The 23,487-nt window shown below is 40.8% G+C and carries 22 protein-coding genes and 1 riboswitch; of the genes, 10 read left to right on the top strand and 12 right to left on the bottom strand.

All coding sequences use genetic code 11. The features are described from left to right. Nucleotides 1-17: 17 nt before the first annotated feature. On the bottom strand, nucleotides 18-1,622 hold the full coding sequence (locus ACU6U9_RS15940) for an FAD-binding oxidoreductase (RefSeq protein WP_446736004.1): 1,605 nt from the start codon (nucleotides 1,620-1,622) through the stop codon (nucleotides 18-20). A 160-nt stretch (nucleotides 1,623-1,782) separates the two neighbouring features. Between ACU6U9_RS15940 and ACU6U9_RS15935 the strand changes: the two genes are divergently transcribed. Next, nucleotides 1,783-2,805: an AraC family transcriptional regulator gene (locus ACU6U9_RS15935; protein WP_446736003.1), complete on the top strand. Its 1,023-nt coding sequence runs from the start codon at nucleotides 1,783-1,785 to the stop codon at nucleotides 2,803-2,805. A 106-nt stretch (nucleotides 2,806-2,911) separates the two neighbouring features. On the opposite strand, the gene ACU6U9_RS15930 is transcribed toward ACU6U9_RS15935, so the two are convergent. From ACU6U9_RS15930 to ACU6U9_RS15915, 4 genes are read right to left on the bottom strand one after another with little or no spacing between them, the layout of a single operon-like run. Next, nucleotides 2,912-3,952: a FecCD family ABC transporter permease gene (locus tag ACU6U9_RS15930; protein ID WP_446736002.1), complete on the bottom strand. Its 1,041-nt coding sequence runs from the start codon at nucleotides 3,950-3,952 to the stop codon at nucleotides 2,912-2,914. Between the two features lies 1 nt (nucleotide 3,953). Further along, nucleotides 3,954-4,916, bottom strand: coding sequence for an ABC transporter substrate-binding protein (locus ACU6U9_RS15925; protein ID WP_446737185.1), 963 nt, complete (start codon nucleotides 4,914-4,916; stop codon nucleotides 3,954-3,956). A 40-nt stretch (nucleotides 4,917-4,956) separates the two neighbouring features. Then, the gene (locus ACU6U9_RS15920) at nucleotides 4,957-5,763 is read right to left on the bottom strand and encodes an ABC transporter ATP-binding protein (protein ID WP_446736001.1); all 807 of its coding nucleotides are present in this window, start codon (nucleotides 5,761-5,763) and stop codon (nucleotides 4,957-4,959) included. A 14-nt stretch (nucleotides 5,764-5,777) separates the two neighbouring features. Continuing rightward, nucleotides 5,778-7,898, bottom strand: coding sequence for a TonB-dependent receptor (locus tag ACU6U9_RS15915; protein ID WP_446736000.1), 2,121 nt, complete (start codon nucleotides 7,896-7,898; stop codon nucleotides 5,778-5,780). Nucleotides 7,899-8,025: 127 nt separating this feature from the next. Continuing rightward, nucleotides 8,026-8,205, bottom strand: a riboswitch (cobalamin riboswitch). A gap of 912 nt (nucleotides 8,206-9,117) precedes the next feature. Between ACU6U9_RS15915 and ACU6U9_RS15910 the strand changes: the two genes are divergently transcribed. From ACU6U9_RS15910 to ACU6U9_RS15870, 9 genes are all read left to right on the top strand, one after another. Then, the gene (locus tag ACU6U9_RS15910) at nucleotides 9,118-9,813 is read left to right on the top strand and encodes a thermostable hemolysin (RefSeq protein WP_446735999.1); all 696 of its coding nucleotides are present in this window, start codon (nucleotides 9,118-9,120) and stop codon (nucleotides 9,811-9,813) included. Continuing rightward, entirely contained in the window at nucleotides 9,803-11,287 is a 1,485-nt protein-coding gene (locus ACU6U9_RS15905; RefSeq protein ID WP_446735998.1) for an AMP-binding protein, read from the top strand. Before ACU6U9_RS15910 ends, ACU6U9_RS15905 begins: the two co-directional genes overlap by 11 nt. Next, a complete protein-coding gene (locus ACU6U9_RS15900; RefSeq protein ID WP_446735997.1) occupies nucleotides 11,277-12,161 on the top strand; it encodes a TauD/TfdA family dioxygenase in 885 nt (294 codons plus the stop codon). Before ACU6U9_RS15905 ends, ACU6U9_RS15900 begins: the two co-directional genes overlap by 11 nt. Before the next feature lie 419 nt (nucleotides 12,162-12,580). Then, the gene (locus tag ACU6U9_RS15895; RefSeq protein ID WP_446735996.1) at nucleotides 12,581-13,336 is read left to right on the top strand and encodes a M12 family metallopeptidase; all 756 of its coding nucleotides are present in this window, start codon (nucleotides 12,581-12,583) and stop codon (nucleotides 13,334-13,336) included. Then, nucleotides 13,278-13,754 (top strand): hypothetical protein, encoded by a 477-nt coding sequence (locus tag ACU6U9_RS15890; protein WP_446735995.1) that lies wholly within the window; start codon nucleotides 13,278-13,280, stop codon nucleotides 13,752-13,754. The genes ACU6U9_RS15895 and ACU6U9_RS15890 overlap by 59 nt, the downstream gene beginning before the upstream one ends. A 593-nt stretch (nucleotides 13,755-14,347) precedes the next feature. Next, nucleotides 14,348-15,535 (top strand): hypothetical protein, encoded by a 1,188-nt coding sequence (locus tag ACU6U9_RS15885; protein ID WP_446735994.1) that lies wholly within the window; start codon nucleotides 14,348-14,350, stop codon nucleotides 15,533-15,535. Nucleotides 15,536-15,550: 15 nt separating this feature from the next. Next, complete coding sequence (locus tag ACU6U9_RS15880; protein ID WP_446735993.1) at nucleotides 15,551-15,973, top strand: phosphate ABC transporter substrate-binding protein; 423 nt, start codon at nucleotides 15,551-15,553, stop codon at nucleotides 15,971-15,973. A gap of 397 nt (nucleotides 15,974-16,370) precedes the next feature. After that, nucleotides 16,371-17,327 carry a chalcone isomerase family protein gene (locus ACU6U9_RS15875; protein ID WP_446735992.1) on the top strand — a complete coding sequence of 319 codons (957 nt, stop codon included), beginning with the start codon at nucleotides 16,371-16,373 and terminating at the stop codon, nucleotides 17,325-17,327. Next, nucleotides 17,311-17,865 (top strand): energy transducer TonB family protein, encoded by a 555-nt coding sequence (locus ACU6U9_RS15870; RefSeq protein ID WP_446735991.1) that lies wholly within the window; start codon nucleotides 17,311-17,313, stop codon nucleotides 17,863-17,865. The genes ACU6U9_RS15875 and ACU6U9_RS15870 overlap by 17 nt, the downstream gene beginning before the upstream one ends. Before the next feature lie 314 nt (nucleotides 17,866-18,179). Here ACU6U9_RS15870 and ACU6U9_RS15865 read toward each other — a convergent pair whose 3' ends face one another. The 7 genes from ACU6U9_RS15865 to pabC all read right to left on the bottom strand — a co-directional run bounded on the left by ACU6U9_RS15865 (nucleotide 18,180) and on the right by pabC (nucleotide 23,483). Then, nucleotides 18,180-18,326, bottom strand: coding sequence for a hypothetical protein (locus tag ACU6U9_RS15865; protein WP_446735990.1), 147 nt, complete (start codon nucleotides 18,324-18,326; stop codon nucleotides 18,180-18,182). Nucleotides 18,327-18,397: 71 nt separating this feature from the next. Then, complete coding sequence (locus tag ACU6U9_RS15860) at nucleotides 18,398-19,225, bottom strand: AraC family transcriptional regulator (protein WP_446735989.1); 828 nt, start codon at nucleotides 19,223-19,225, stop codon at nucleotides 18,398-18,400. 396 nt (nucleotides 19,226-19,621) lie between these two features. Next, nucleotides 19,622-19,969, bottom strand: a complete 348-nt coding sequence (locus ACU6U9_RS15855; RefSeq protein ID WP_446735988.1) for a PilZ domain-containing protein — start codon at nucleotides 19,967-19,969, stop codon at nucleotides 19,622-19,624. A 32-nt stretch (nucleotides 19,970-20,001) separates the two neighbouring features. After that, on the bottom strand, nucleotides 20,002-21,012 hold the full coding sequence (locus ACU6U9_RS15850) for a DNA polymerase III subunit delta' (protein ID WP_446735987.1): 1,011 nt from the start codon (nucleotides 21,010-21,012) through the stop codon (nucleotides 20,002-20,004). Continuing rightward, nucleotides 21,009-21,632, bottom strand: coding sequence for a dTMP kinase (gene tmk, locus ACU6U9_RS15845; RefSeq protein WP_446735986.1), 624 nt, complete (start codon nucleotides 21,630-21,632; stop codon nucleotides 21,009-21,011). The genes ACU6U9_RS15850 and tmk overlap by 4 nt, the downstream gene beginning before the upstream one ends. Continuing rightward, a complete protein-coding gene (gene mltG, locus ACU6U9_RS15840; RefSeq protein WP_446735985.1) occupies nucleotides 21,632-22,657 on the bottom strand; it encodes an endolytic transglycosylase MltG in 1,026 nt (341 codons plus the stop codon). The genes tmk and mltG overlap by 1 nt, the downstream gene beginning before the upstream one ends. Beyond that, the gene (gene pabC, locus ACU6U9_RS15835) at nucleotides 22,650-23,483 is read right to left on the bottom strand and encodes an aminodeoxychorismate lyase (RefSeq protein WP_446735984.1); all 834 of its coding nucleotides are present in this window, start codon (nucleotides 23,481-23,483) and stop codon (nucleotides 22,650-22,652) included. The genes mltG and pabC overlap by 8 nt, the downstream gene beginning before the upstream one ends. Nucleotides 23,484-23,487: the final 4 nt, after the last annotated feature.

The raw sequence follows: 23,487 nt of genomic DNA, 5'->3' as shown, positions 1-23,487 counted from the left end.
TTCATATTTTTATTAAATTATTTGTCTTTGCGCTGCAATAAAGTGCCAGGATTTAACAACTGTTTAGGGTCAAAGCCCTCAACAAGCAGTTCAATGCTGTGCATACCTAACGGCCCTTTTTCAGCGGCCATGTACGGCGCGTGATCTTTACCAACCCCATGCTGGTGACTAATCGTGGCATGACCATTGGCGACGGTTTCACTTGCCGCTTTTTTGATTTTTTTCCAGCGCGCTAATGTCTCTTGATAGGTTTTTCCGTTTGGAAAAACGTACGTTGTATAAATACTACAGCCTTGTGTGTACATGTGTGACAAGTGCGTATAAACGTGAGGCACAATGCCTTCTTCTTTTAATGCATTACGCACACTGGCTTCCATGTCGTTCATTAAGTCCGTTACACGGTGCCAATCTGTGGCGGTTTCAAAAGTGTCGACTGCATAGCCTTCAAGCCACAAGTTTTCACGTAAATACGGAAATTTAAAACGATTTTCAGCCCATTTTTCACCCATCATAGCTGGGCCTTTTACCCCACCAAACTGCCTAAAAAACTTGAAAGCCTGTTTTAATGAGGCTTTATTCTGTTGTTTATTACCGGTGACACCAAAGGTTAATAAGCATTTTCCTTCGCTAACACCACGCACCGTTAAATAACGTTCTAACCATTTAATTAAATTCTCATGACCTGCCAATTTAAGTTGCGTCTCGGTTTCTAATGCATTGCTAACACGCAACATAGAAAGCGGAATTTTGTTTTGTACAATTAAACGAACAGCACTTTTTGCGGCTTCAAAGTTGGGTAAAAACACAGCAAAGAATGTTTCTTGAACAGCTAGCGGCGTTACACGCACTTTAACTTCACTGATGATGCCCATACGGCCTTCGCTACCCAAAATCATCTCACGTACATCCGGCCCTGCCGATGATGCCGGAATCGTAGGAATATCCAATCGTCCTTTTGGGGTAACCATGGTGCCACCAGCAAACATTTGTTCGATACGACCGTAACGCAAAGATTGCTGCCCACTTGAACGGCTCGCAACCCAGCCGCCTAACGTCGATAGCTCCCACGACTGCGGGAAGTGACCCAAGGTATAACCGCGCGCGCGTAACTGTGATTCGACTTGCGGGCCAGGTACACCGGCACCAAACGTAGCAATTTGGCTATCAACATTAAGGTCTAGTAGCTGATTCATGTGTCCCATATCAATGGTCAACACAGGCTTATCGCTGGCTAACGGGTTTATATGGCCTGCCACACTGGTACCGCCACCGTAGGGGATGACTTCGATGTCATGCATATAAGCAAACTGTAGAATCTCTTCAACTTGTTCAGTACTTTGCGGAAACGACACTCCGTCAGGGAATACATCAAAATCACCGCTGCGCATAGCCAACCAGTCAGGTAAGCTCTGGCCGCGGGCATGACGTACGCGGTCTTCAGCCGCGGAGCTAATTAAAGGATGTTCAGGCAAACGAGAGGCCGGTACTTGGGCGCACACGGCTTCTAGCTTGGCATCAGGCAATACTGGACCAGGTGCCACTTGTTGATTTAAATATTGAATACCATTTTGTGGGGTGGCCATTTCAAAACCATCATCACCCCAACCATTCCAGCGGCGCATATACCACTCCTAATATTTATTTTTGTAAGAAATAGACGCGTATTTTTTCTGGCGTTATCATAGCAACCATCATAACGTTGGCTCATTTGGATACACTGTCAAAAAATGCCAACGTTCGTACAAATAAAGTCATAATAATCATAAGAGAACTTTATTAACCATGAATCACCTAGGTTATGCGTCATCCCCCGCTATATTGCAATATTTAAAGGCGGCTAGCGACTATGGGCTTGAGCCCGAGCAAATATTAAATGCGACTCAAGTTAGTCTTGAAATAGTAAATAATGATGTCAAACGCATCACAGGTGAAGAATTTCAAAGAATACTCGCCTATCTTGCAAAAAACACGCAAGACCCCTGCTTTGGTTTAAAAAGCTCTCGTTACGTGCAAGCGGGCTCTTATAGTGTGCTGGGCTATATGGTCATGAACTGCAAAAGCTTAAAAGAAGCCATCCGCATTACACCTGTGTATGAGCAATTAGTGGGCGACATGGGGCATACCGACATTCATACGCACGAAGACGGCGCATTAGAGATGCGCTGGCATTGCCATTACACCAACCCAAGCGTGCGCCCCCACATGATCGCCAATGTATTAGGCTCGTGGATCAATTTTGCTCGCTTTTTAGTAGATAAGCCCAATGGCAACCCGCGTAAAATCTATTTTGAGTTTGATCAACCCGACCACAACGCCATGCTGCAATTTCAATCTATGTTCCAGTGTCCTATGGAATTTAATTGCGAATACAGCGCACTGATTATTGATCAACGCCTATTGGCGCTCCCGATGCGTCAGCCCGATGATCAACTATTAAAAACATTAGAGAATCACGCTGATATTTTAATGGCTAACATTAGCGATAAACAACCTCTGCCGATGCAAACTAAAAATGTCATTAAAGGATTACTGGTCGAAGGTATTCCGCGTAAAGAAATGGTCGCTAAACGTCTGGGGATGTCTGAACGTACAATGCAGCGCCGCTTGCAGCAACATAATACCAGCTACCAAAATATTCTGGACGATGTTCGTCAAGAACAAGCTAAGCATTTATTAACCAGCACCGAGCTTTCTATTCAAGACATTGCCGCGCGCTTAGGCTTTAGCGAACCACGATCATTCCATCGCAGCTTTAAAAGCTGGCTAGGCATGACACCGGGGGAATTCAGAGAGCATGAAAAATAACGCTCTCTCTTTAAGCGCGTTATTTTCATTTAAGACAAGAATGTGAATATTTTAAGGCACCTTGCCTGATTGATTTTTAACGGCAATGGCATTTAGATGAGTAAACTTATTCTGATTGCCTTAACAAAAGCACTACAAAAAAGACCCCTCCGATCAAACCTGTAATAATACCTATCGGTAACTCTTCAGGAGCCAGTACAGTACGAGAAAGTACATCCACCCACAACAAAAAAAGCGCCCCTAATAAGGCACAAACAGGCAGCAACCGATGCACATCATGACCAACAAAATATCGGCCAATATGAGGAATCATTAATCCGACAAAACCAATCGCCCCCGTATTAGCAACCAATATAGATGTCACCAGTGCACTGGTAATAAATAATTGAATCCGTAAACGTTTAACATTAATGCCCAAACTTAAAGCCGTTTCGTCTCCCATCAACAGCGCATTGATGTGATGACGCTGGGCATACAACACACCATAACCCACAACACAAATAACACATGGCAATAACAAATGATCCCACCGCGTTTGCCCTAACCCACCCAGCATCCAAAAAATCACATGATGACTTGAACGAGTATCCCCTAAGAACATAGAAAAATTCGCCGCCGACATTAATACAAATGAAATCGCTACGCCGCACATGAGCAACTTTGTCGCGCCACCTAACGTGGCCCTATGACTAATAAATGCTACAAATAAGGTGGCGATAAGCGCTCCAGAAAATGCCATAACGGGCAACGTCATTTCGCCCCATATTTCACCGATATGCAACGTCGTAATCACCGCCCCAAATACAGCGCCCGAAGAAATACCCAATAAATGCGGGTCGGCTAAATTGTTTTGAGTAATAGATTGCAAGGTTAATCCGGCAATCGCTAATCCCGCACCAGTCAGGCAAGCCATTAACATACGAGGAACACGCAGCTCCCAAACAATATTCTGCACACCAATAGAAATCGATTCTGTAAATGAATACTCCGGCACCAGTTTATTCAAAACAATGTGTACAGCCTGCATAGAGTCAATGTTAATCGTCCCAAACATAAGAGCCGCCGGAATAGACAACAACACAGCCACTGCTAGCAATGCATTAAATAATGTAAACCTCTGCATTTTATCTTTAAATATCAGTGCCATTTTATTTCGAAACCCAAGCACGCATGATCTCAGGGTGAAGCGTCTGCGCTAACGCAAGGGTTGCGTTTACATTGCCTATACCTGGGGTTACATCACTGTATTCCAATACGATAAAGCGTTGATATTTGATCGCATCTAACTCGGCAAGTGCAGGATGCTGCATCAAAAATTGTATTTTTTGCTCTGCTGTAACCTGCCCATAATTTACAATAATAATATAACTTGGGTTTCGATCTACCACTGCCTCCCAATTAGCACGTGCCCAACCTGCTGGAATATCATCCATAATATTGCGCGCCCCTGCGGCACGGATCATAGCACTTGGCATCGCATAAGCGCCCGCTGTAAACGGAACGTCTTTTCCACTATCGTATAAAAAAACAGGTACAGGTTCTTTAATATTTTGAGTAAGTGATTGAATAGAAAATAATTTTCTTTCTAATTCTTCAACAATGCGGATCGCTCGATCCTGTACATTAAAAATACGACCTAAATTGCGAATATCGTTAAATACATCATCAAAGCTCGCCGGATTTTTTTCTGTAATATGAATGCACGATTCGGTCAACTCATATACAGGCACACCGAATGCGTTGAGTGTACTTGGGGTTAATGGGCCGCCTACCCGCATGCCGTAATTCCAACCCGCAAAGAAAAAATCGGCGTTCACCGCCAATAAACTTTCAATGGTAGGAGAACGCTCCGTTAGTTCAGGCAGGCCCTTAGCCGTGGCCATAAACTCCACGGTGCGCTTATAAGTCGCACTCACGCCGGTATATCCCACCATGTGATTTTGTAAATTTAATGCAAACATCATTTGCGTTAAATTAATATCGTGCGATACCGCTCGCTTAGGGGGTTGCTCAATATTCAACTCACGACCACAAGAAACAACAGGAGCCTTTTTCATTAGCGCAGCCTCATGTAATGACCCAAGTACTGGCTCACCATATGCGGCACTCATACCTAACAAACATAAAATACTTAAAAATAAATGTTTCATATTAATAAAAACTCAAACGCAGCGTACCGCGAACAGGGTGTTGATCATGTACCGAATGGACACGAAATACATCTTGAATTAAATGGCTTTCTAATACCGCTTCAGGCGGCCCTTGCTTAATCATCTTGCCATGGTGCATTACAGCAATATCATCACAATAATCCGCAGCCAAACTCAGGTCATGTAAACTGCAAATAACGGTTATATCTAATTCACTCACAAACTTTAATAGTGAAATTTGATGAGCTATGTCTAGATGATTAGTCGGCTCATCCAGAATAAGAATCGAAGGCTGCTGGAACAGTGCTCGAGCAATCATAGTTCGTTTTTTCTCGCCACCAGATAAATCGCTATAACTGCGACCCATTAAATGCGCTAACGATAACCGCTCAATCACATTGCATTCATATTGCGTTAATTGCGTTTGATGCCGATGAAACATTCGCCGTTGAGGGGTTCGGCCCAACATCAAAATTGATTCAACCGTCAAACCAATTTCAAGCACTTGCTCTTGAAGCACAACCGCAATCTCAGATGCAATCTCATTTCGGGTATAGCCTGTCAAGCATTGATCGTTTAATAAAATACGACCCGATGTAGGCAATAAACTTTGATACAAGCAGCGAATCAAACTGGTTTTACCACTACCATTTGGGCCGACTATTCCGACAAACGCGCCTTTTTTAACCTGAAAATTCACATCATTTAATATCAAGCTTTCACTGTGCTTGTAAGCAAATGACACATGACAGGTTTTAAGAATGGTTGATTGCATAGCACTTTGAAACCATGGCAGTACAGCTACCATGGCTTACCTCGATATTAAAATTGATAATTTAAGCTGATTTGATAACTGCGGCCGTCACCTAAAATCCATTGATTTCCATACGACGCCAATGCATAGTCTTTTTCATCCGATAAATTCTTTGCATGTAGGTTTATTTTCATTTCTGGGCGAACCTGCCATTGCACACTCGCATCGTAAATTAAATAAGACGGTATTTTACGGGTGTTTTCATCATCGCTATACCGCTCAGCAACATAACGCGCCCCACCGCCAAGACGCCACTGATTCGCTACCTGCCAACCAGACCATAAGTTAGATGTGATTTTAGGAATATTCTTAGGTCGATTACCGGCAAGATTTTCTAAGCTATCGCCTTTTTTAAAGGTTTTATATTCTGCATCTACCAAGCTAATATTAAATTCAATATCCCATTGCTCTGTGGGCTTAGCATAAACATCTAACTCAACCCCTTGCGACGCTTGCTTGCCCACTTGATGCTTCACACCACCTGGTGCACTGCTTAATAGATTTTTCTTTTCAATATCATAAAACGCCAATGAATATTGTAATTGATCTTGCCACAGGGATTGTTTCACCCCTACTTCAATTTGCTCACCTTCTGCTAATTTTAAATCGGTTTTCGTCGATGTAATAATGGACTGTAGCGGATCAACGGAACGACTGGTTTGAATGTAAACACTCGCCGTATCAATCGGCTGATAGACAACGCCTAAACGCCAACTGGTGCTTTTATATTCATCTTTGATTTTAGATACCACTTCGCCATTAGAGCGCTCAACATCGTTACGCTTATAGTCAATCACATCTTGACGAAGGCCCGCCACCACACTGACATTATTTTCAAATGCTATTTTATCGTCTACAAACACAGCATATTGCAGAGTATCCGAGCTAAAATCTTTACTGGTTTCACTCAACACACCATCCGCCCACTGGCCGACATCCGGCTGATCTAATTCTACCGTTGACCCGCCCATATATGGGCGATTGTTTTGGTGCTCAAACTCAATACTGTTCACTTCAAAACCCAGGTTCACTGTATTTCCAATATTCAAAAAACGCGCATCCACTGTCACACTGGCCCGATTACCTAGCTGAGATTGATCATGAAGAATTTCTAAATAATCCTGACGATCAACACTCCCAGTGACGGGATTATAATTATACGACTCTACGTTACGCCAATGTCGTTCGGCTTCCATGTAGTAAAGATCATTGGTTAATGTCACGTTTTCGTTAAGCCTCCACTTCACATTCATTCTTGGCCAGATATCTTTGTACTCAACCAAGCCATCTTCAACGTTATAGTTATGAGTGCGCGTGTTATTTTGAATTTTGCCACCGACTAAGGGCGTGCCAAAATACGGCGCAGCTTCAACGTCGGCGTAGTCCATGCTCACGGTCACCTCAACGTCATCACGCGGTATAAAGAGTAAACTACCGGCTATAACATCGCGCTTTTTATCAGCACGATCCACGTAACCATCACTTTTATGAGTCACTGCATCCAAGCGATATGCAAGGTTAGAGGTTAATTCACCTCCTGAACCCAGTGCCAAACGGCGCAAACCAAAGCTGCCTGCGGTGATATTTATTTCATTTTGTTGATCCGAGAATATCGGTTTTTTAGGTATGTAATTCACCGTACCACCGACCGCGCCGACCCCGTTTGTCACGGAGCCTGGGCCTCTTAGCACATCAACTTTTTCTAACGTCCAAGTATCTGCCGGAAACGTAACCGCGCCAGCCCCCACATACAAACGCGAACCATCATAAAGTTGCACGACCGACCCGTGACCCTCAAAGCCTCGCACAGACATAGCCATGCCACCATTGCCTGGTGTTGCCGTTGATGCAAACCCCGTGCTGCGCGTAACCGCTGACAAGGAGGAGTAGTCAGCCTTTTTTGCGATATCTTCTTTAGATAAAGACTCAACACTTGCTGGGGTTTCAAGAATACTTAGGTTCAAGCGATTGGCGGCACTGCTTTCTTGGGTTAACCCAAGGCCGGTTGATGCCTCTTTACCCACAACCTGAACCCGATCAAGTTCAGTATTGCTTACGGTGGCCGCCAACGTTACGCCAGAGTTCGATAGAAATAACAGCCCACAAAGGACAGTAGATTTGATAAACACAGAAAAACCTCATTAGATAACAACATTTATATAATTATGAGGAGGAGGATATATAGAGTTATTCAGCACGACTGATGGGATCCATCAAGTACTTACGATATTGCTCTATGAAGCCCGCCGCTTCATTTTTCTAACATATCTTAAGGCTGGTATCGGGCTTACATATAAAAATGCTTACCGTTGCGGGGGCAGCGATGGAATAAATAAACCTGCCAAACACGGTTTATTGTCACCATACTTCCCATTTAATCTACACAAATAACTGGGCAAACGTTACTCAGAGACACCTTTAAGAGGTGGCGCACATTAACATAAACAAGATGGAAAATAAAAAAATATTAGCCTCTAAAGTACAGTGAACATATTTTAAACAACTATCGATCAAAACCGATAAGCACACGCACTAAGCAAAAATCAACGCTTCAGTATAAATATTTCCTGAAATGCTATTTAAGGGTTTTCAGCTTGGTGTAACTAACATTCAACTTAACCAAGCCTACTTTATGTGAGATATATTTAGTGAAAAATGATCGTCATTATTACTTGGCACTCAAGCGCATAATTTAAAATAATACTCATCAGAAATATGCGAATTTTTTACTCATAAATACCGAACGTTAAATTTAATATGTTACTGCATTTAAGCCTTAGCTAACCTAGCGTTTTTATCACTTCTTTAAACTTTTATTAGGCATGAGAAATAGAAAGCCTCATTAAAAAGTCTCAGGAAAAGTAAAATAGTAGAGTCCTTATACTAAATACTCAAGCATGGTTATTATTAAAAAACAACTATAATCCCACCACTCAACATCCATCCAAACACGATCTGCCGATTCAAGAAATAATATAGAATCACCAACAAAACCCCATGCTTTTATATTAGTAACAAATCAATCAATATTAACAAAGCCCTTAAAAATAACAGCCTTATAAAATACCGCTACACCACACATAAATATAAAACACAGTATTCATAAGATTAAAATAAATAGAGTAATGAAACTAAAAAATTTAAAACCATAAAAAAATATATCAATGTCTAATAAAAAAGAACCAATACCACCCCATTAAAAACCAGAATAAGTAACAACTAACATTGATAAGTTTTGAAAAAATAAAATAAAATTATTTTTTCAATTTTTTAATTGAATCTTAATATTTTAACGATATTCTCTGCGACCTATAAAACACACATCGTCAATAAAAAGGACATTGACCAATGCAAGCCACAGAAAAAAAACCAACCAATCAAAAGCAAGTTTTCTCTCCTCCGCCTATCAGCATTAACTTTTACACCGAAAGATCGGAAGATAGATCAAAGGTCGAAGAATTTCTACGCAATGGTTTTAAAAAGTCATTTAATGCAAACACACAATCTTTCATGCCATTAATCATGGAAACCAAAGACAACAACAACCGGACGTCAGCTTGCTTTGGAATTCGCAACATACAAGATTCACCCGCTTTTCTTGAACACTACCTAGAAAAACCAATTGAGCAATGTATTTCAGAAGTCGCAAAACAGCCCATTTCTCGCGAAAATGTCGTTGAGCTTGGAAGCATCATTGGCAGCGGAAAAGGCGCAGGCGGCTGGTTAATTATTGCGGCAGCCGCTTGGCTTCAAGGTGCTGGTTACGAATGGGGAGCACTCACCGCCACTAATGATTTAAAAAAAGCCTTTAGTAAACAAGGTGTGTCACTACTAGAACTAGCAGACGCTAACCAAACCCGCCTCCCCGTCAACGAAATAGCAAACTGGGGCTCATACTATGAAAACGAACCTGTCGTCTATGCAATACATATAAGCACCTTGTATGAACAATTTTCAAATCATCCTTTAGTCATGCAATCAATGGGCGGGTTAATGGCGTATTGCTACAACCTTGGCCAGCAAGGAATTTTCAATGGAAAATAACACCTCATTTCTTTCCCATCTAGAATCCAGTGATAAAGTCGCACTAGAGCATCTAGGCCATTGCTTAACATATGCCGAGCTCATCGACCGTGTATCCAAAATGGCGCAGTATCTCGATTCTTTGGGCTGTAAACGCCTAGGGCTATACGGTGATAACTCACTTGATTGGATGATCGCAGACTTAGCCGCACTTGAAGCCGGCCTTACATTGGTGCCGCTACCAATGTTTTTTTCAGATGAACAAATTCAGCATTCTATTGAGCAAGCCCAATTAGAACTTATTATTAATATTTCAGATGAAAGAGTAAGGCCATTACTGACTGTTAATCATTCAGAACAATATCAAAATTACGAATTACTTTATTTAAACAACAAACCATCAATCACACTTAAAAACACACACAAAATCACTTACACATCAGGCAGCACTGGCCGCCCTAAAGGCGCCTGCTTAAGTGAGCGTTCAATGATTAGCGTGGCATCATCACTCGCAAAAATCGTTAACCCTGATGCAGGTGGAACACATGTTTGTTTATTGCCTTTAAGTACACTATTAGAGAATGTGGCCGGTGTGTATGTTGCCTTACTTAATAAATTACGCGTTATCATCCCACCTCAAGCTGATGTGGGTTTAAGCGGATCAAGCAGCTTAGAAATTGATAAAATGTACAACAGCCTACTAACACATAATGCCAACACCGCTATTATGACGCCCCAGCTATTACAGGTTTTGGTTTTCCACATGGAAAAAAACAATCTGACATTGCCAGCATTAAATTTTTTAGCCGTCGGTGGCAGTAAACTTTCTGCACATACCATGGCACAAGCCAAAGCTTTAAACTTGCCCATTTATGAAGGCTATGGCTTAAGCGAAGCATGCTCTGTGGTTTGCTGTAACGAGCCAAATAACGAACGAAAAGGCAGCATTGGTAAACCACTGGCACACGCCACATTAAAAATCGCAGACGACGGCGAGATTCTTGTTGCCGGCTCATTGTTTAACGGCTATTTAGGCCTAAATGAGCAACCAAACAAAGATGGTTTTTGGCCCACAGGTGACTTAGGTCGCATCGATGATGATGGCTTTGTTTATATTGTCGGCAGAAAGAAAAACCTAATCATCAGCTCATTCGGCCGCAACATTGCCCCAGAATGGATTGAGTCAGAACTAACAACCACTCCGTCTATTTTACAAGCCGCCGTATTCGGTGATAGCCAAGCCTTCTTAACCGCCATTATATTCTCGCCAGACCCAACACAAGCACGCGAAAATTTAAACGACATCAATAAACGACTACCGGATTACGCTCAAGTTAAACACTTTATATTTAGTCAAACGCCCTTCACGAAAGAAAACCAATTACTAACTGAGAATGGACGCATTAAACGACACAATATTGAACACGCATTCTGCGAAGAACTGGCCATCGTATACCAAGAAAATACTCACAAGGAAGAAGTAAATGAGCATTAACATTTCGACACTACACGACACAACCAAATTGGTTGAAAGCTCAGACGGGCAATCTCTCACAAGCCTAGATAAAGAAACGATCATAGACCTATGCGCAAAATCGGGCACCCTTTTATTCCGTGGTTTCTCTGGTGATATTGATACGTTTTCTCAATTTGTAGAAAACAACAGCAGCAAAGTAACACTGGACCCAGCCCGCAGTTTTCATGCTGAAAATGCACAAAAAGTAGATGCAGGCCTAAATGCGGTTGGCCTACATTGCGAAAATGGCAACGCCCCAAAATTGCCACACTTTATTTGGTTCTACTGTAAAAAAGCCGCCAAAATCGGTTCACAAACTACATTCTGCGACGGTAAACGCGTTTGGGCGGCCTTACCTGACGAAATAAAAGCAGAATTTGAAAGTAAAAAAATAAAGTATTCGCGTAACGTACCTGAAAATCTATGGCGCGCATACATTGCCTATGAAATGCCAAATATTAAGTCGCCAGAAGACGTCACCGTTGACCACCTAAAACAGTTTTCCGATTCATTAGACGGTCAAATTTTCAAACTAAATGATGATATGTCCCTTCATTATTCGTTTATCGTTGGCGCTGTACATAAAACGCTTTTCTCAGATGACCTTTCATTTTCAAATAGTATTCTCGGGCCTTCATTCAACTATGAAAAACCAACCATCACCTTTGAAGATGATTCATTTATTTCTGAAAAAACCATAGATAAAATAAAAGAAATAACAGAGAAAGAAACACAAGAAATAACTTGGCAAGACGGCGATGTGGTTATGATCGACAACACGCGCTTCATGCATGGTCGCCGTGAAATAAAAGATACTGATCGTGAAATTTATGCGGCTTTGAGTTATTTATAAAACTTAACTTGCATCTAATAAAAATTTCATTAAAAAGCTTAGTACCTATTAAAAGGCTCTTTCAACAAAAGAGCCTTTTTTCTAGTTTTAGATTAAATAGAAAATACTACTTATTTGACTATATCCATCATTCAACACCCTCTGCTTTCTATTATATAAACACAATCAAAAAAGACACCCCATCAAATAATGAAAATCATTTTATATAAAGTAAAACCCACTTTAAACATCAAAAATAACATCTAATAAAATCATCATATACACATTTATAATTAGATTATTTATGACATATAGAGCATTAACTTCAATCAAAGATAATTAAACAATATGTTCCGCTTATATTAGGACCAAAACACTGCTGATACCCTATAAAAGCAACATCAACTTTATATAAAATTCACTAATCAAAAGGAATGAATGTGAAAAAAATACACACAATCTTACTCACATCATCAATCGCGATAGCATCAAGCTTTTCAAATGCTAATGACGAAGGTTTTGTTTTATCAAATTCAATATGGAACACAAGTAATATACCCGTGTGCTGGGAATCGCTTAACAACTCGAGTAGCACACAAAGAGGCTGGGTAAAAAATGCAGTCGAAAATAGCTGGCCTGCTAACTCGAGGGTCGTATTTGAAGGCTGGGGCTTATGTAACGACAACAGTGACGGCATTAGAATACAAGTAGAAGATTCAGGCCCGCACGTTAAAGCTTTAGGTCGATACCTTAATGGCCTTAAAAATGGCATGGTACTCAATTTCACATACAATAATTGGTCCCAAAGCTGTGCAGGAAATGCCCAGTATTGTTCAGAAACAATTGCTATTCATGAATTTGGTCACGCACTAGGTTTTGCACACGAACAAAATAGACCCGACACCCCTACTACATGCCTGAATGACCCTCAAGGCACGAACGGCGATGTTATTGTTGGCCAATGGGATATTGATTCGGTTATGAACTACTGCAACCCAGAATGGAATGCAGGTGGTGTTCTCAGCGCCACAGACATTGAAACCGTTCAAAGATTTTACGGCAATTATGATTTAATACTGTCATCGCATGACGATTTGCCTCTGTTTTCAGCTGATTACTATATGAATTACAACCAAGATGTTGCAAGAGCATTTGGTAAAAACAAACTTCAAAGCAGCACGAAACCATTGGGATAAACACGGCAAAAAAGAAGGTCGTGTCAGTTCGCCTAGCTTCAATGTAAAAGAATACATTGAATTACACTCCGATTTAAAAGCGGCTTTTGGTTCAAACTATGCCAGCGCCGTTAATCATTTTAAAACGTATGGTATTAATGAAGGCCGTAAGAGCTCTTATTCATTCAATGTAAAACAATACCTTTCATATCACAGTGACTTAGTGAATGCTTTCGGCTCTACTGGCTATTTAGCCGCACACAAACACTGGGCTAGGCACGGACTGAAAGAAGGTCGCCGAACAACCAACAATTTTGATGTCTCTAATTATTTAAATCGATATGAAGATTTAAAAACAGCGTTCGGTGAAAATAATTACCTATTAGCCCTTCAGCATTGGGAGCGATACGGACGAAAAGAAAATCGAAATGGAAACTAAATAGTACAACTAATACAACGCAATCAAAAAACCAGCTAGCACCACGGCTGGTTTTTTCAACCTAACAGATAAAAACTGTCATACTTAGCATTGGCTTTACGCTGCTTTCAATTATTGATCCTGTACAAATAGCAATATATTTAAAGGCGTATCAATAAAAACATCCAAATGAGAATCAGTAAAAAAAACAAATGAGAATCAGTTCCCCTTTCTCACAGGATACACAACTCAAACTCAGCGCGTTGCTTTCTTATCTACCAATATTCACTTACTAATAATTGAGCAACGAATCCCCACCACAAACAGCTCTCCCTTTGTTACACCGCTAAAGTAAGCTCGGCAATGGCGAAACCAAGTAATCAAAATCCCCCCCCAGCAAAGATATTAGCGATTAATTTGCCTGCCATATGCCTTAAAGGTATTAAAACTAGGGCCTTTGAATAAAGCAAAATGCCAATTAATCAAGGGGTTTAAAAAGCCCAGTTGACTTGCATCACAAAATTACACGCTGTTACAAATCAATACACGATACAATGGTTGAATTTTCTATGTTTACCGTTAAACTCCGCGCCCTTAAGTAATAGGAGCAAACCATGTATAAAAAATTGGGTGCTTCTGCTGTTATTGTAGGGCTGATTGGTTCAGTCAATATTGCACAAGCAGCAGATGACGATTTAGGTATTTACGGTTTTTTAAGCGTAGGTGCCGCAGTATTAGATACAGATAACCGCGTTGAGAAAGGCAATGGCAACTACGGTAAATCGGTTAGCCTAGATGGCTTTGACGAAGAGTCTGGTAACTTTAAGCAAGATGCTATTTTCGGTTTACAGATCACCAAACAAGTAAACGATAAAACGTCTGCAACGGGCCAGCTTGTCTCACGTGGTGGCAGTAACTACAACACCGAAGCGGCTTGGGCTTTTGTCACATACAATGCGACTAAAGACATCGATATACGTATGGGTCGTCTACGTATTCCGTTTTTCTATTATTCAGAGTTCTTAGAAGTTGGTTATGCATATAACTGGGTTCGCACACCTTCTGATGTTTATAGCCTACCGTTCTCATCATTCGATGGTTTTGATATCACCAAGCGTTTTTCTTTTGGCAAATTCGACGGCAGCATTAAATTAAACTACGGTCGTTTCTCCGAGACCATTGACCTATACGGCGATGACTACGAAGCTGACTTGACCAATATTGTAGGCATCGTAGCTGACTTAAACAGAGGAGACTTTGGTTTCCGCTTATCTGCTCAACAAGCAGAAGTTACCTTTGACATGGACGCTACAGGTGATCGCTCAGTAGACAAACTTCAAGCAGGCGCATTTAATGCAATTACTGCTTTTGGATTTGGTGAAGAATTAAAAGAAGAATTCACATTTGATGGCCATAAAGCCAATTTCTACGACGCCGCATTCACTTATAACAACGGCACTTACGGCCTGGTAGCTGAAGCGAATTCAATCATTTATGAATCTGCCCTACTAATGGATGTCGATTCATGGTTAGTATCAGCTTCACGCCGCATCAGTGATGTAACATTACACGCGACTTATTCAACCTCTAAATCAGATTTTGATAGTGGTAATGCTGGTCTCATTCAAGAGAAATTAAAAGTACATGGTGAAGACGTGAGCATGATTTTAGGTGCACGTTACGATTACAGTGCAGGAACCGCACTGAAATTTGAAGTGGAACACCATGATGAAAAAACCCATCTCGGCCAAGACGGCAACAGCGGCATGCTGTACAGCGTTGCTGTTGACATGATCTTTTAAGGGGTGGATATAAAAATGAAACTAAGAATAATATTTGCCTCAGCCGTGTTATTGGCGATTACCACAACCTCAGTAAATGCTGAAGTTGCCGTGATTGTAAGCCGTGACAACCAAATCGCTAAATTAGACAGCGACATTATTGCGCGTATTTTCCTAGGAAAAGTATCTAGTTTTCCAAACGATGAAGAAGCGATTGCTATTGATCTAAAGAAAGGCAGTGATGTACGTGATGAATTTGGCGAAACGTTCCTAGAAAAAACGCCAAGTCAGTTAAATACATATTGGTCTCGATTGATTTTTACAGGTCGCGCCAAGCCTAATCAAGAAGTTGATTCGGCCACCGAAATGAAAAAGATCATAGCCAAAAATCCTAATATGATTGGTTACATCGACGCAAAAGACGTTGACAACACCGTTCGCGTTATTGCTAAACAGTAATAACTTTAGGATAATTAAAAGCCCGCATAAATGCGGGCTTTTAATTAGTATGCTTAACCCGTTTTTAGCAGTGAACTTTTTGTACTGCAGTATGTACGATAGATATAAATACAAGTAAGATACCGCAAAATAAGCGTGTTGTGAGAGCCAGAGCAGTAAACACACTTAAATACGCGGGGCTTAACACTCAACCCCTTTCGTTAATAGCATGTAGAATGATGATTTAATATGTTTGTAACTCCACTTTCAATCTGCATGATCACGTTCAAAAAACATCCAAAAATTTCGTCACTCTACACAGCATTTATTTATATGAATTCGATTCCGACCCCCACGATTATCAAATGCATTAAAATATTTAGTGGCTTTTAGTCTATTTTCAATAACAAGTCATACCATGGCTGCATTACAACTAAATGGTGTTGCCAGCTACAATGAACTAAATAAAGAATACTATATTGCCGGTCTTTTATTGAGCGAGCGTATTTCTGACCCTGCTGAAATTGGCATATACAAAAACCACAAGCAAATGAAACTAATCGTCACCGCTGATCGTTGGTCCCCTCGTCAGTGGAAAAAACAGTGGCAAAATAACATTGCAATAAACAACACATTATTAAGCAGTGACAACCAGCTGCAAAAAGATTTGGCCTATTTTACTAGTTTTTTATCAAAAGACTTAACCAATGGCGATGAGCTAGTTATTGAGTATTACCCGCAAACAGGGACACGAATACAATTAAATAATCTTGAATTCATTACCACTCAAGATGATCGTTTATTTAACTACTTAGTAAACACCTGGATTGGCAAACTGCCACCATCACGTGACTTTAAAAACCGAATTCTATCTCTTCAAGATGATACCGAATCTGTTGTTCACAAACAGTTAATGATGACACATACCGTTACAGCATCGCGTATTGCACAAACCAACAGTTGGTTTGTACAATCAACTGAAGATAAAGAAAAAGCAGAAGAATCAGCACGCATTGAAGAACAGCGTCAGAAAAAATCGGCATTAAAACAGCAACAAGCACAAAGAATTGCAGAACAAAAATTAAACCGTAAACAAAGTCTAGAGAAATCAGAGTCTGCTATTAAAGCTGAAAAACTGGCTCAAGCCAAAGTCGCTGCAGCCAAGCGTCTCGAAAGAGAACAAGCAGCAGAAAAAGCTAGAATCAAAAAATTAAAGTTAATCAAAGAACGTAAAGCACAAGAAGCACAACTGGCTCAGTACTACTTTAGAGACCTACATGAATGGAAGTTACGTCAAGCAGTACTTGCCGAAGTACAGTACCCCGCTTGGGCAAGACAATTCCATCAGGAAGGTTGTGGTGGACGCCCAATTTAAGGTTAACCGTAAAGGTATCGTGACGGATGTTTCATTTGAAGATGAAGACACACCTGAGATGCTAATGTCTGAAGTTCTGCGCGCAATTAAAGTATCCGCACAAAAGCTATTACCACCGGATGAATTAAGCGGAACACACTGGGAATTCTCAGTTACGTATAAATTTGACTTATTAAGCAGAAAGCAAAAAGTATTAAAGTCACCTAAAATCCCTAATCATATGATCAACCAAGGCAGTGGATACAACCTTGAAGAAGCTGGCAAATATATGCAATCTATCCGCGCGCGCGTGATTGATGCAATGAAATACCCATCTGAAGCCATCATGCTGAAAAAACGAGGTAAGGCCTCTATTTTTGTTACCATAGACAACAAAGGGAATGTCGTAAAAATATTCGAACGCTATGAAGCTAAGCATGCTGTCTTAACCAAAGCGTTAATAGATGCCGTTGAGCGCGCCAAGCCTTTACCGGCCATGCCAGTGGATTTAGGCAAAGATACCATCACTGTGGATATTGAATACGAATTTAGACGATAGATGGATTCATCACCATATCAGAAAACTCTTCTATTTTTTGACTTACGAATGACACATAAATATAACGATTTTTCGAGAAAAAGAAAAATATCCACGTTATCACCTCTAAACTTTTATCTTGCGACGTGGGATGCATTTTTAATTATTGATATATCTAACAACTAAAAAATGTAGCATATTTTCCAGACAGCCCTATTACTTTGGACCAACCGAACTGGCAATACATCTAGTTATATTTATTAACAACATGTAAATTCGTAATATCTTAAAATTCTATCTAAATGAACAATCATATAGCCAGCAAAACGTAAATCTTATGGCCCCATCCAGTTATCACTCCAATCGTACGATGAGTTTTGATGTTGGGTTTTCACAGCATCACTCTCATCAAAAGAAAGTCGCCCTGCCCACACCACAAATAAAAAACAAATAACGGTCAACAATAGCATTAATATTTTCATGATACCCTCCTGTTCAATACAGACAGAATAACGAAAACAGTCACTATTAGGCTTGAACAGAATTGCTCAATTTAAGAAAGAAATGACATCTGATATTGTTTTGGTGTCATACCATAAACAGGCTTAAAGCGTCGATTGAAATGACTCAAATCAGAAAAGCCAAAATCAAATACCACATCATTAAGTGCAGCCCCTTGCTCTAATTTCGAACGAGCAGCATTCACCTTAGAATTAACGATATACTGATGAGGTGTCATGCCAAATTGAGAGCGAAATAATCGTAAAAAATGATATTTCGACATCCCAATCATATTACTAATATCCGTTAAGGATAAATCATGATGTACATTATCTTGAATAAAATCACGCGCCTTTAATAGCAATCCATCGACCCGTCGTACCTTTTGATTGGGGACAAATTGATCTTCATAAGCAGCTATCCTTGCACTTAACTGATACAGCCAATAATCTTGCATTAATGCATCTTGATTATGAGTGGCAATAAGGTGACTAAGCCGCATGACAGCATCACCTAATAACCCATCGCCTATTACATTTTCATTCACTCGAAAATGAGCGCTGTTTTTAACACCCGCAGCGTATAACATGGCGTGAAACTTATCAGGATCAATGTATAGCATTTGATACAGTAAGGTATTACCACTTTCACCATGACCGTCGTGGACCTCTTCAGGGTTGAACAACATAATATTGCCCGGTTCACTACGATGGGCCGCACCACCGCTGGTAAAGTGTTGAAACCCCTTTTGAGTCACGCCAATAGATAACGTTTGATGAGCATGTTTATCATAACTAAAATCATTGATTTCAGCGCGTAGCATTGTCACCTGATCAAGATAAGGGCTCCGTAAATACTGAAACTGATTGTCTGTTTTCATATCTCAACCATTGAAATAAACCTTTGCATCAATGAGCATACCGCTAAGTTGATTAATCTACTTGGACAATGTTGCTATTTTGCAACAATAAAGAGACTGACTGAATAGACCCACCAGAGCATTTATTTACCACACCCTTTTAAGCAGGTAATCATAGGCTTGAAATCAAGACTCATTAAAAGAGAAAAACTCACTATCAGCATCAACACTAATTAAAGTTTTGTCGGCATTTTTTGATCTACTGGCAATTTATTTTCAACACAAGACTCCCAACCTATAACAAGATTTAATGCTCCCATTCATTGCTTTCAGCATTACGCACGCTCTAGCAGATTTTCACATAAAAAAAGCCAGCAACAGCTGGCTTTTCAAGCAACACACTCAATACAAATATAACTAAAGCGTATGGGTAGGCCTATCCGAATTCAGCGCACCCGCCAGATGCGTTTCTATTTTATTGCGTGCTGCATTATTCTCAGCAAACTGCACGCCCACCCCCGCCGCTTTATTGCCTTGTGCGCCTTTTGGGGTGATCCAGATGACTTTACCAGCTACGGGGATTTTTTCTGGCTCGTCCATCAGGCTTAATAACATGAAGACTTCATCGCCCATCGTATAGCTTTTATTGGTGGGTATAAATAAGCCACCGTGCTTGATAAACGGCATATAAGCCGCATACAAGACGGCTTTGTCTTTGATTGTAAGAGAAAGTATGCCGTTACCGGGACCTAATTTAGGTGCCATAGTATTTAACCTTTATTATTCTAATACTGCTATTAATGAGCAGATTGCCCCAATAACGCAAGCCAGTCAATGAGCAGTGATTCTGTCATCATAGTCGCATTTGGATTCGCCTGACCACGATAAGCATGCTGGGATTCAGTGAACTTTTGCAGTGCCTGCTCTATTTGCCCATATTGCGCACGTTGCGCCACTTGCTGGCTTTGAGCCGACAGCTCCAGAAGCGCCAAAGTCTGATCACTGGCTAAGCCTGCTTTGTGTTTTTGTGCATCTAATAATAAACCATAAAACCACTGGAGAATGTTTTGCATATCCCAGTTTTTCCATTTAGTTAAAAGCTCATTCCATTGTACCTGTCTGTTTTGTAGGTCCATCATATTTTGACAAAATTGCATGTATTGCACGTGGATATCTTGCTCAATCATATCCATCGCTTTAAGCGGTGCACCACTGGCTAAGCGCAATATACTGTTGGCCGCCTGATCACTTAATTGCGTTTCGGTATTTTGCTTTAACCATGCTAGTGCATGTGTGAATTCTGGGCCATACACAGGATACTGCTGACAACGACTTTTAATAGTGGCTAAAAGCCCACTTGGTTGATGACTATAAAGTAGCAAGGTGACACTGCCACTGGGCTCTTCTAAGCTTTTTAATAGCGCATTGGATGCATTAATATTCATGGCTTCGGCTGGACCAAGCAATACCACTTTACTGTGACCGCGCTGTGCTGTGGTATTAACAAACTCAGTGACTTTACGCACTTGTTCGATTTTTATTTGTTTGCCTTTCTCTTCTGGCTCAACCATTAATAGGTCAGGATGACTGCCCGCATTAAATAAATGACAACTGCCGCATTCACCGCACGGGCCCTGCTGCTGATTGGTACATAATAAAAACTGACTCAATTCACGCAAAACCAAACGTTTACCAACACCTTCTTGGCCAACCAATAGCAATGCATGGCCTAAGCGCTGCCCAGCATATTGTTGCACTATGCGATCGCTTACGGGCTGAGTCCATGGCAGTGCTTGCGCAACTTTCATTTGCTGGCCTTAGTCAATAATGCATTTAAATGATGTTGAATATTCATCTGTACGGCTTCTAGTGACTGCGTCGCATCAATAACGGCAAAACGCGACGCGTCTTTTGCTCGCTTTAAAAACATATCACGTACACGATTAAAAAAAGATAAGTCTTCTGCTTCAATGCGATCCGCTGCACTGCGCTTTGCGGCTCGGGCGCGACCCACTTCAACAGGCGCATCCAGCAACAAGGTTAAACTTGGTTGAAAATTCCCGTGCACTAGGTTTTCTAATTGAGCAATGACATCTGTTTTCATTTCGCGACCACCACCTTGATAAGCATAGGTCGAATCAGTGAAGCGATCACAAATAACCCATTTGCCTTGAGCAATAGCCGGTTTAATTACTTGCTCTAAATGCTGCGCACGCGATGCAAACATCATGAGCAATTCAGCTTGACTGCACACCTCACCGCCATGCAGTAAAAGCTCACGCAGTTGCTCACCTAACTCTGTGCCACCTGGTTCACGTGTGGTAATAAATTCGATATTTTGTTGCGACAACCAGCTTTTTACAAATTCGATATTGGTGGTTTTACCCACCCCTTCAATACCTTCAATGGTGATAAAACGGCCTATCATTATTTACTGCCCAATGGTGTCGAACGATATTCATCGCTGCGCTTATTAATTTGATAATGACGCACGGCTTTGTTGTGCTCGGCTAACGTTGCAGAAAACTGATGACGGCCATTACCTTTGGCAACAAAATAAAGCTCTTCACCTTCTGCGGGGTGCAACGCGGCATAAATTGCTTCACGTCCAACCAATGAAATTGGTGTCGGTGGTAAACCTTTTATGCGATATGTGTTGTATGGCGTAAGCTCGCGTAAATGTTTTTTACGAATATTACCGTTATAGCGTTCACCTAAACCGTAAATAACAGTTGGGTCCGTCTCTAAGCGCATGCGTTTTCCTAAGCGACGTACAAAGACACCTGCAATTTGTTCTCGTTCATCTGGTGCTGCGGTTTCTTTTTCAACAATAGAAGCCATTATTAACGCATCGTAAGGGGTTTTATAAGGCAGCCCGTCTTCTCGATTGCGCCACTCGTCAGCCAAAACGGTTTCTAAGCGAATTTGTGCACGCACTAAAATTTCTGAGGCGCGGGTATTAGTGTGAAACAAATACGTGTCTGGGAAAAAACGACCTTCAGGGTGCCCATCTAATCCCAAAAATGGCATTAATTGATCAACATCCGATGGAAGATCCTGCACTAACTTTTCGTGAGCCGCTAAACGGGCTAGTGTTTCACGGATATTTTGCCCTTCAACTAACGTTATTTTATAAGAAACCGTTTTACCCGATACCAATAAATCGAGAATATCAAGGCTATCCATCTCTGACGTTAACTTATACTCCCCTGCTTTTGCTAAACGCGCCTTGCCTGTTAATTTTGCAATAAGCATGATCCAACGGCTATCACCTAGCCATTCTTCTCTTTCAAGCGTCACAAAAAAACTAGACAGCGGACGGCCCTTATCAAGGCTAACCACTTTCGGTTCATCTATTTGCAATGGCTGCTTTAATTGATAAACGCTATAAACCATTAATGCTATAAACCAAATAAGCAGCATTAACATCAATAAACCAAAGCGCTTACGCATATATAACTCCATTTTTCCAAGCTGTTTGCATCGTTTTTGTCAGAGGACCTATTTTAAATTTACGATCATCAAGACTTGCAATAGGCACAATACCCATAACGCTATTGCAGATAAAACCATGTTCAAATTGATCAAGCTGCGGTTGAGCCAAATCATTAATTTCTATATTTATATTTTGTCTATTTGCATAAGCCAATACACATTCACGCATAACACCCGCCACACCGGATAAGTTCAACTGTGGTGTCTGTAGTGTATTATTTTTTTCAAAAAAAACATTGCAAGCCGTGCCTTCAATAGCAAAACCTAAATGATTAAACATTAAACCTTCAAATGCATGGCCCGCTAATTCTTTTTTAGCCAATACATTTTCTAAGCGATTTAAATGCTTAATACCGGCTAGTTGCGGTTGAATTGCACACTGAGTTGTCAATTGTTTTAATGATACACCACGGTCATAAACTTCATTATCATATTGCGGTAACGAATTATAAAATGCAGTGACACATGGCGTAATATTATCATCATAGCCATAACCCCGCTGACTATTACCACGACTTATCATCACTTTTAATACACCTGACTCTAAGCCTGATAACTCAACAAACTTATGCCCATAAGCTATAAACAACTCCGCTAAATTGTGATTAAGCGGTTTAATGTTTAAACGCTTGCAACCGCTTAGCATACGATTTACATGGCGATCAAACGCTTGAATATTCCCTTGTTTGATCACCATGGTTTCAAATAAACCATCTGCAAATTGTGCCGCTCGACTCCAACCGTCAAGCTGCCCTAAATATTGCTGATCATCAATTACCCACATGCAA

The sequence above is a fragment of the Pseudomonas sp. HK3 genome, from assembly GCF_052920985.1.
Note: the sequence above shows the minus strand (reverse complement) of the source record. Positions and strands in the feature narration are given on the sequence as shown.

Bases quoted from the DNA above. Each gene is read 5' to 3' on its own strand.
- ACU6U9_RS15940 (WP_446736004.1), bottom strand. From the start codon at position 1,622: ATGCGCCGCTGGAATGGTTGGGGTGATGATGGTTTTGAAATGGCCACC.
- ACU6U9_RS15935 (WP_446736003.1), top strand. From the start codon at position 1,783: ATGAATCACCTAGGTTATGCGTCATCCCCCGCTATATTGCAATATTTA.
- ACU6U9_RS15930 (WP_446736002.1), bottom strand. From the start codon at position 3,952: ATGGCACTGATATTTAAAGATAAAATGCAGAGGTTTACATTATTTAAT.
- ACU6U9_RS15925 (WP_446737185.1), bottom strand. From the start codon at position 4,916: ATGAGTGCCGCATATGGTGAGCCAGTACTTGGGTCATTACATGAGGCT.
- ACU6U9_RS15920 (WP_446736001.1), bottom strand. From the start codon at position 5,763: ATGGTAGCTGTACTGCCATGGTTTCAAAGTGCTATGCAATCAACCATT.
- ACU6U9_RS15910 (WP_446735999.1), top strand. From the start codon at position 9,118: ATGCAAGCCACAGAAAAAAAACCAACCAATCAAAAGCAAGTTTTCTCT.
- ACU6U9_RS15905 (WP_446735998.1), top strand. From the start codon at position 9,803: ATGGAAAATAACACCTCATTTCTTTCCCATCTAGAATCCAGTGATAAA.
- ACU6U9_RS15900 (WP_446735997.1), top strand. From the start codon at position 11,277: ATGAGCATTAACATTTCGACACTACACGACACAACCAAATTGGTTGAA.
- ACU6U9_RS15890 (WP_446735995.1), top strand. From the start codon at position 13,278: ATGTTGCAAGAGCATTTGGTAAAAACAAACTTCAAAGCAGCACGAAAC.
- ACU6U9_RS15885 (WP_446735994.1), top strand. From the start codon at position 14,348: ATGTATAAAAAATTGGGTGCTTCTGCTGTTATTGTAGGGCTGATTGGT.
- ACU6U9_RS15880 (WP_446735993.1), top strand. From the start codon at position 15,551: ATGAAACTAAGAATAATATTTGCCTCAGCCGTGTTATTGGCGATTACC.
- ACU6U9_RS15875 (WP_446735992.1), top strand. From the start codon at position 16,371: ATGGCTGCATTACAACTAAATGGTGTTGCCAGCTACAATGAACTAAAT.
- ACU6U9_RS15865 (WP_446735990.1), bottom strand. From the start codon at position 18,326: ATGAAAATATTAATGCTATTGTTGACCGTTATTTGTTTTTTATTTGTG.
- ACU6U9_RS15860 (WP_446735989.1), bottom strand. From the start codon at position 19,225: ATGAAAACAGACAATCAGTTTCAGTATTTACGGAGCCCTTATCTTGAT.
- ACU6U9_RS15855 (WP_446735988.1), bottom strand. From the start codon at position 19,969: ATGGCACCTAAATTAGGTCCCGGTAACGGCATACTTTCTCTTACAATC.
- ACU6U9_RS15850 (WP_446735987.1), bottom strand. From the start codon at position 21,012: ATGAAAGTTGCGCAAGCACTGCCATGGACTCAGCCCGTAAGCGATCGC.
- tmk (WP_446735986.1), bottom strand. From the start codon at position 21,632: ATGATAGGCCGTTTTATCACCATTGAAGGTATTGAAGGGGTGGGTAAA.
- mltG (WP_446735985.1), bottom strand. From the start codon at position 22,657: ATGCGTAAGCGCTTTGGTTTATTGATGTTAATGCTGCTTATTTGGTTT.
- pabC (WP_446735984.1), bottom strand. From the start codon at position 23,483: ATGTGGGTAATTGATGATCAGCAATATTTAGGGCAGCTTGACGGTTGG.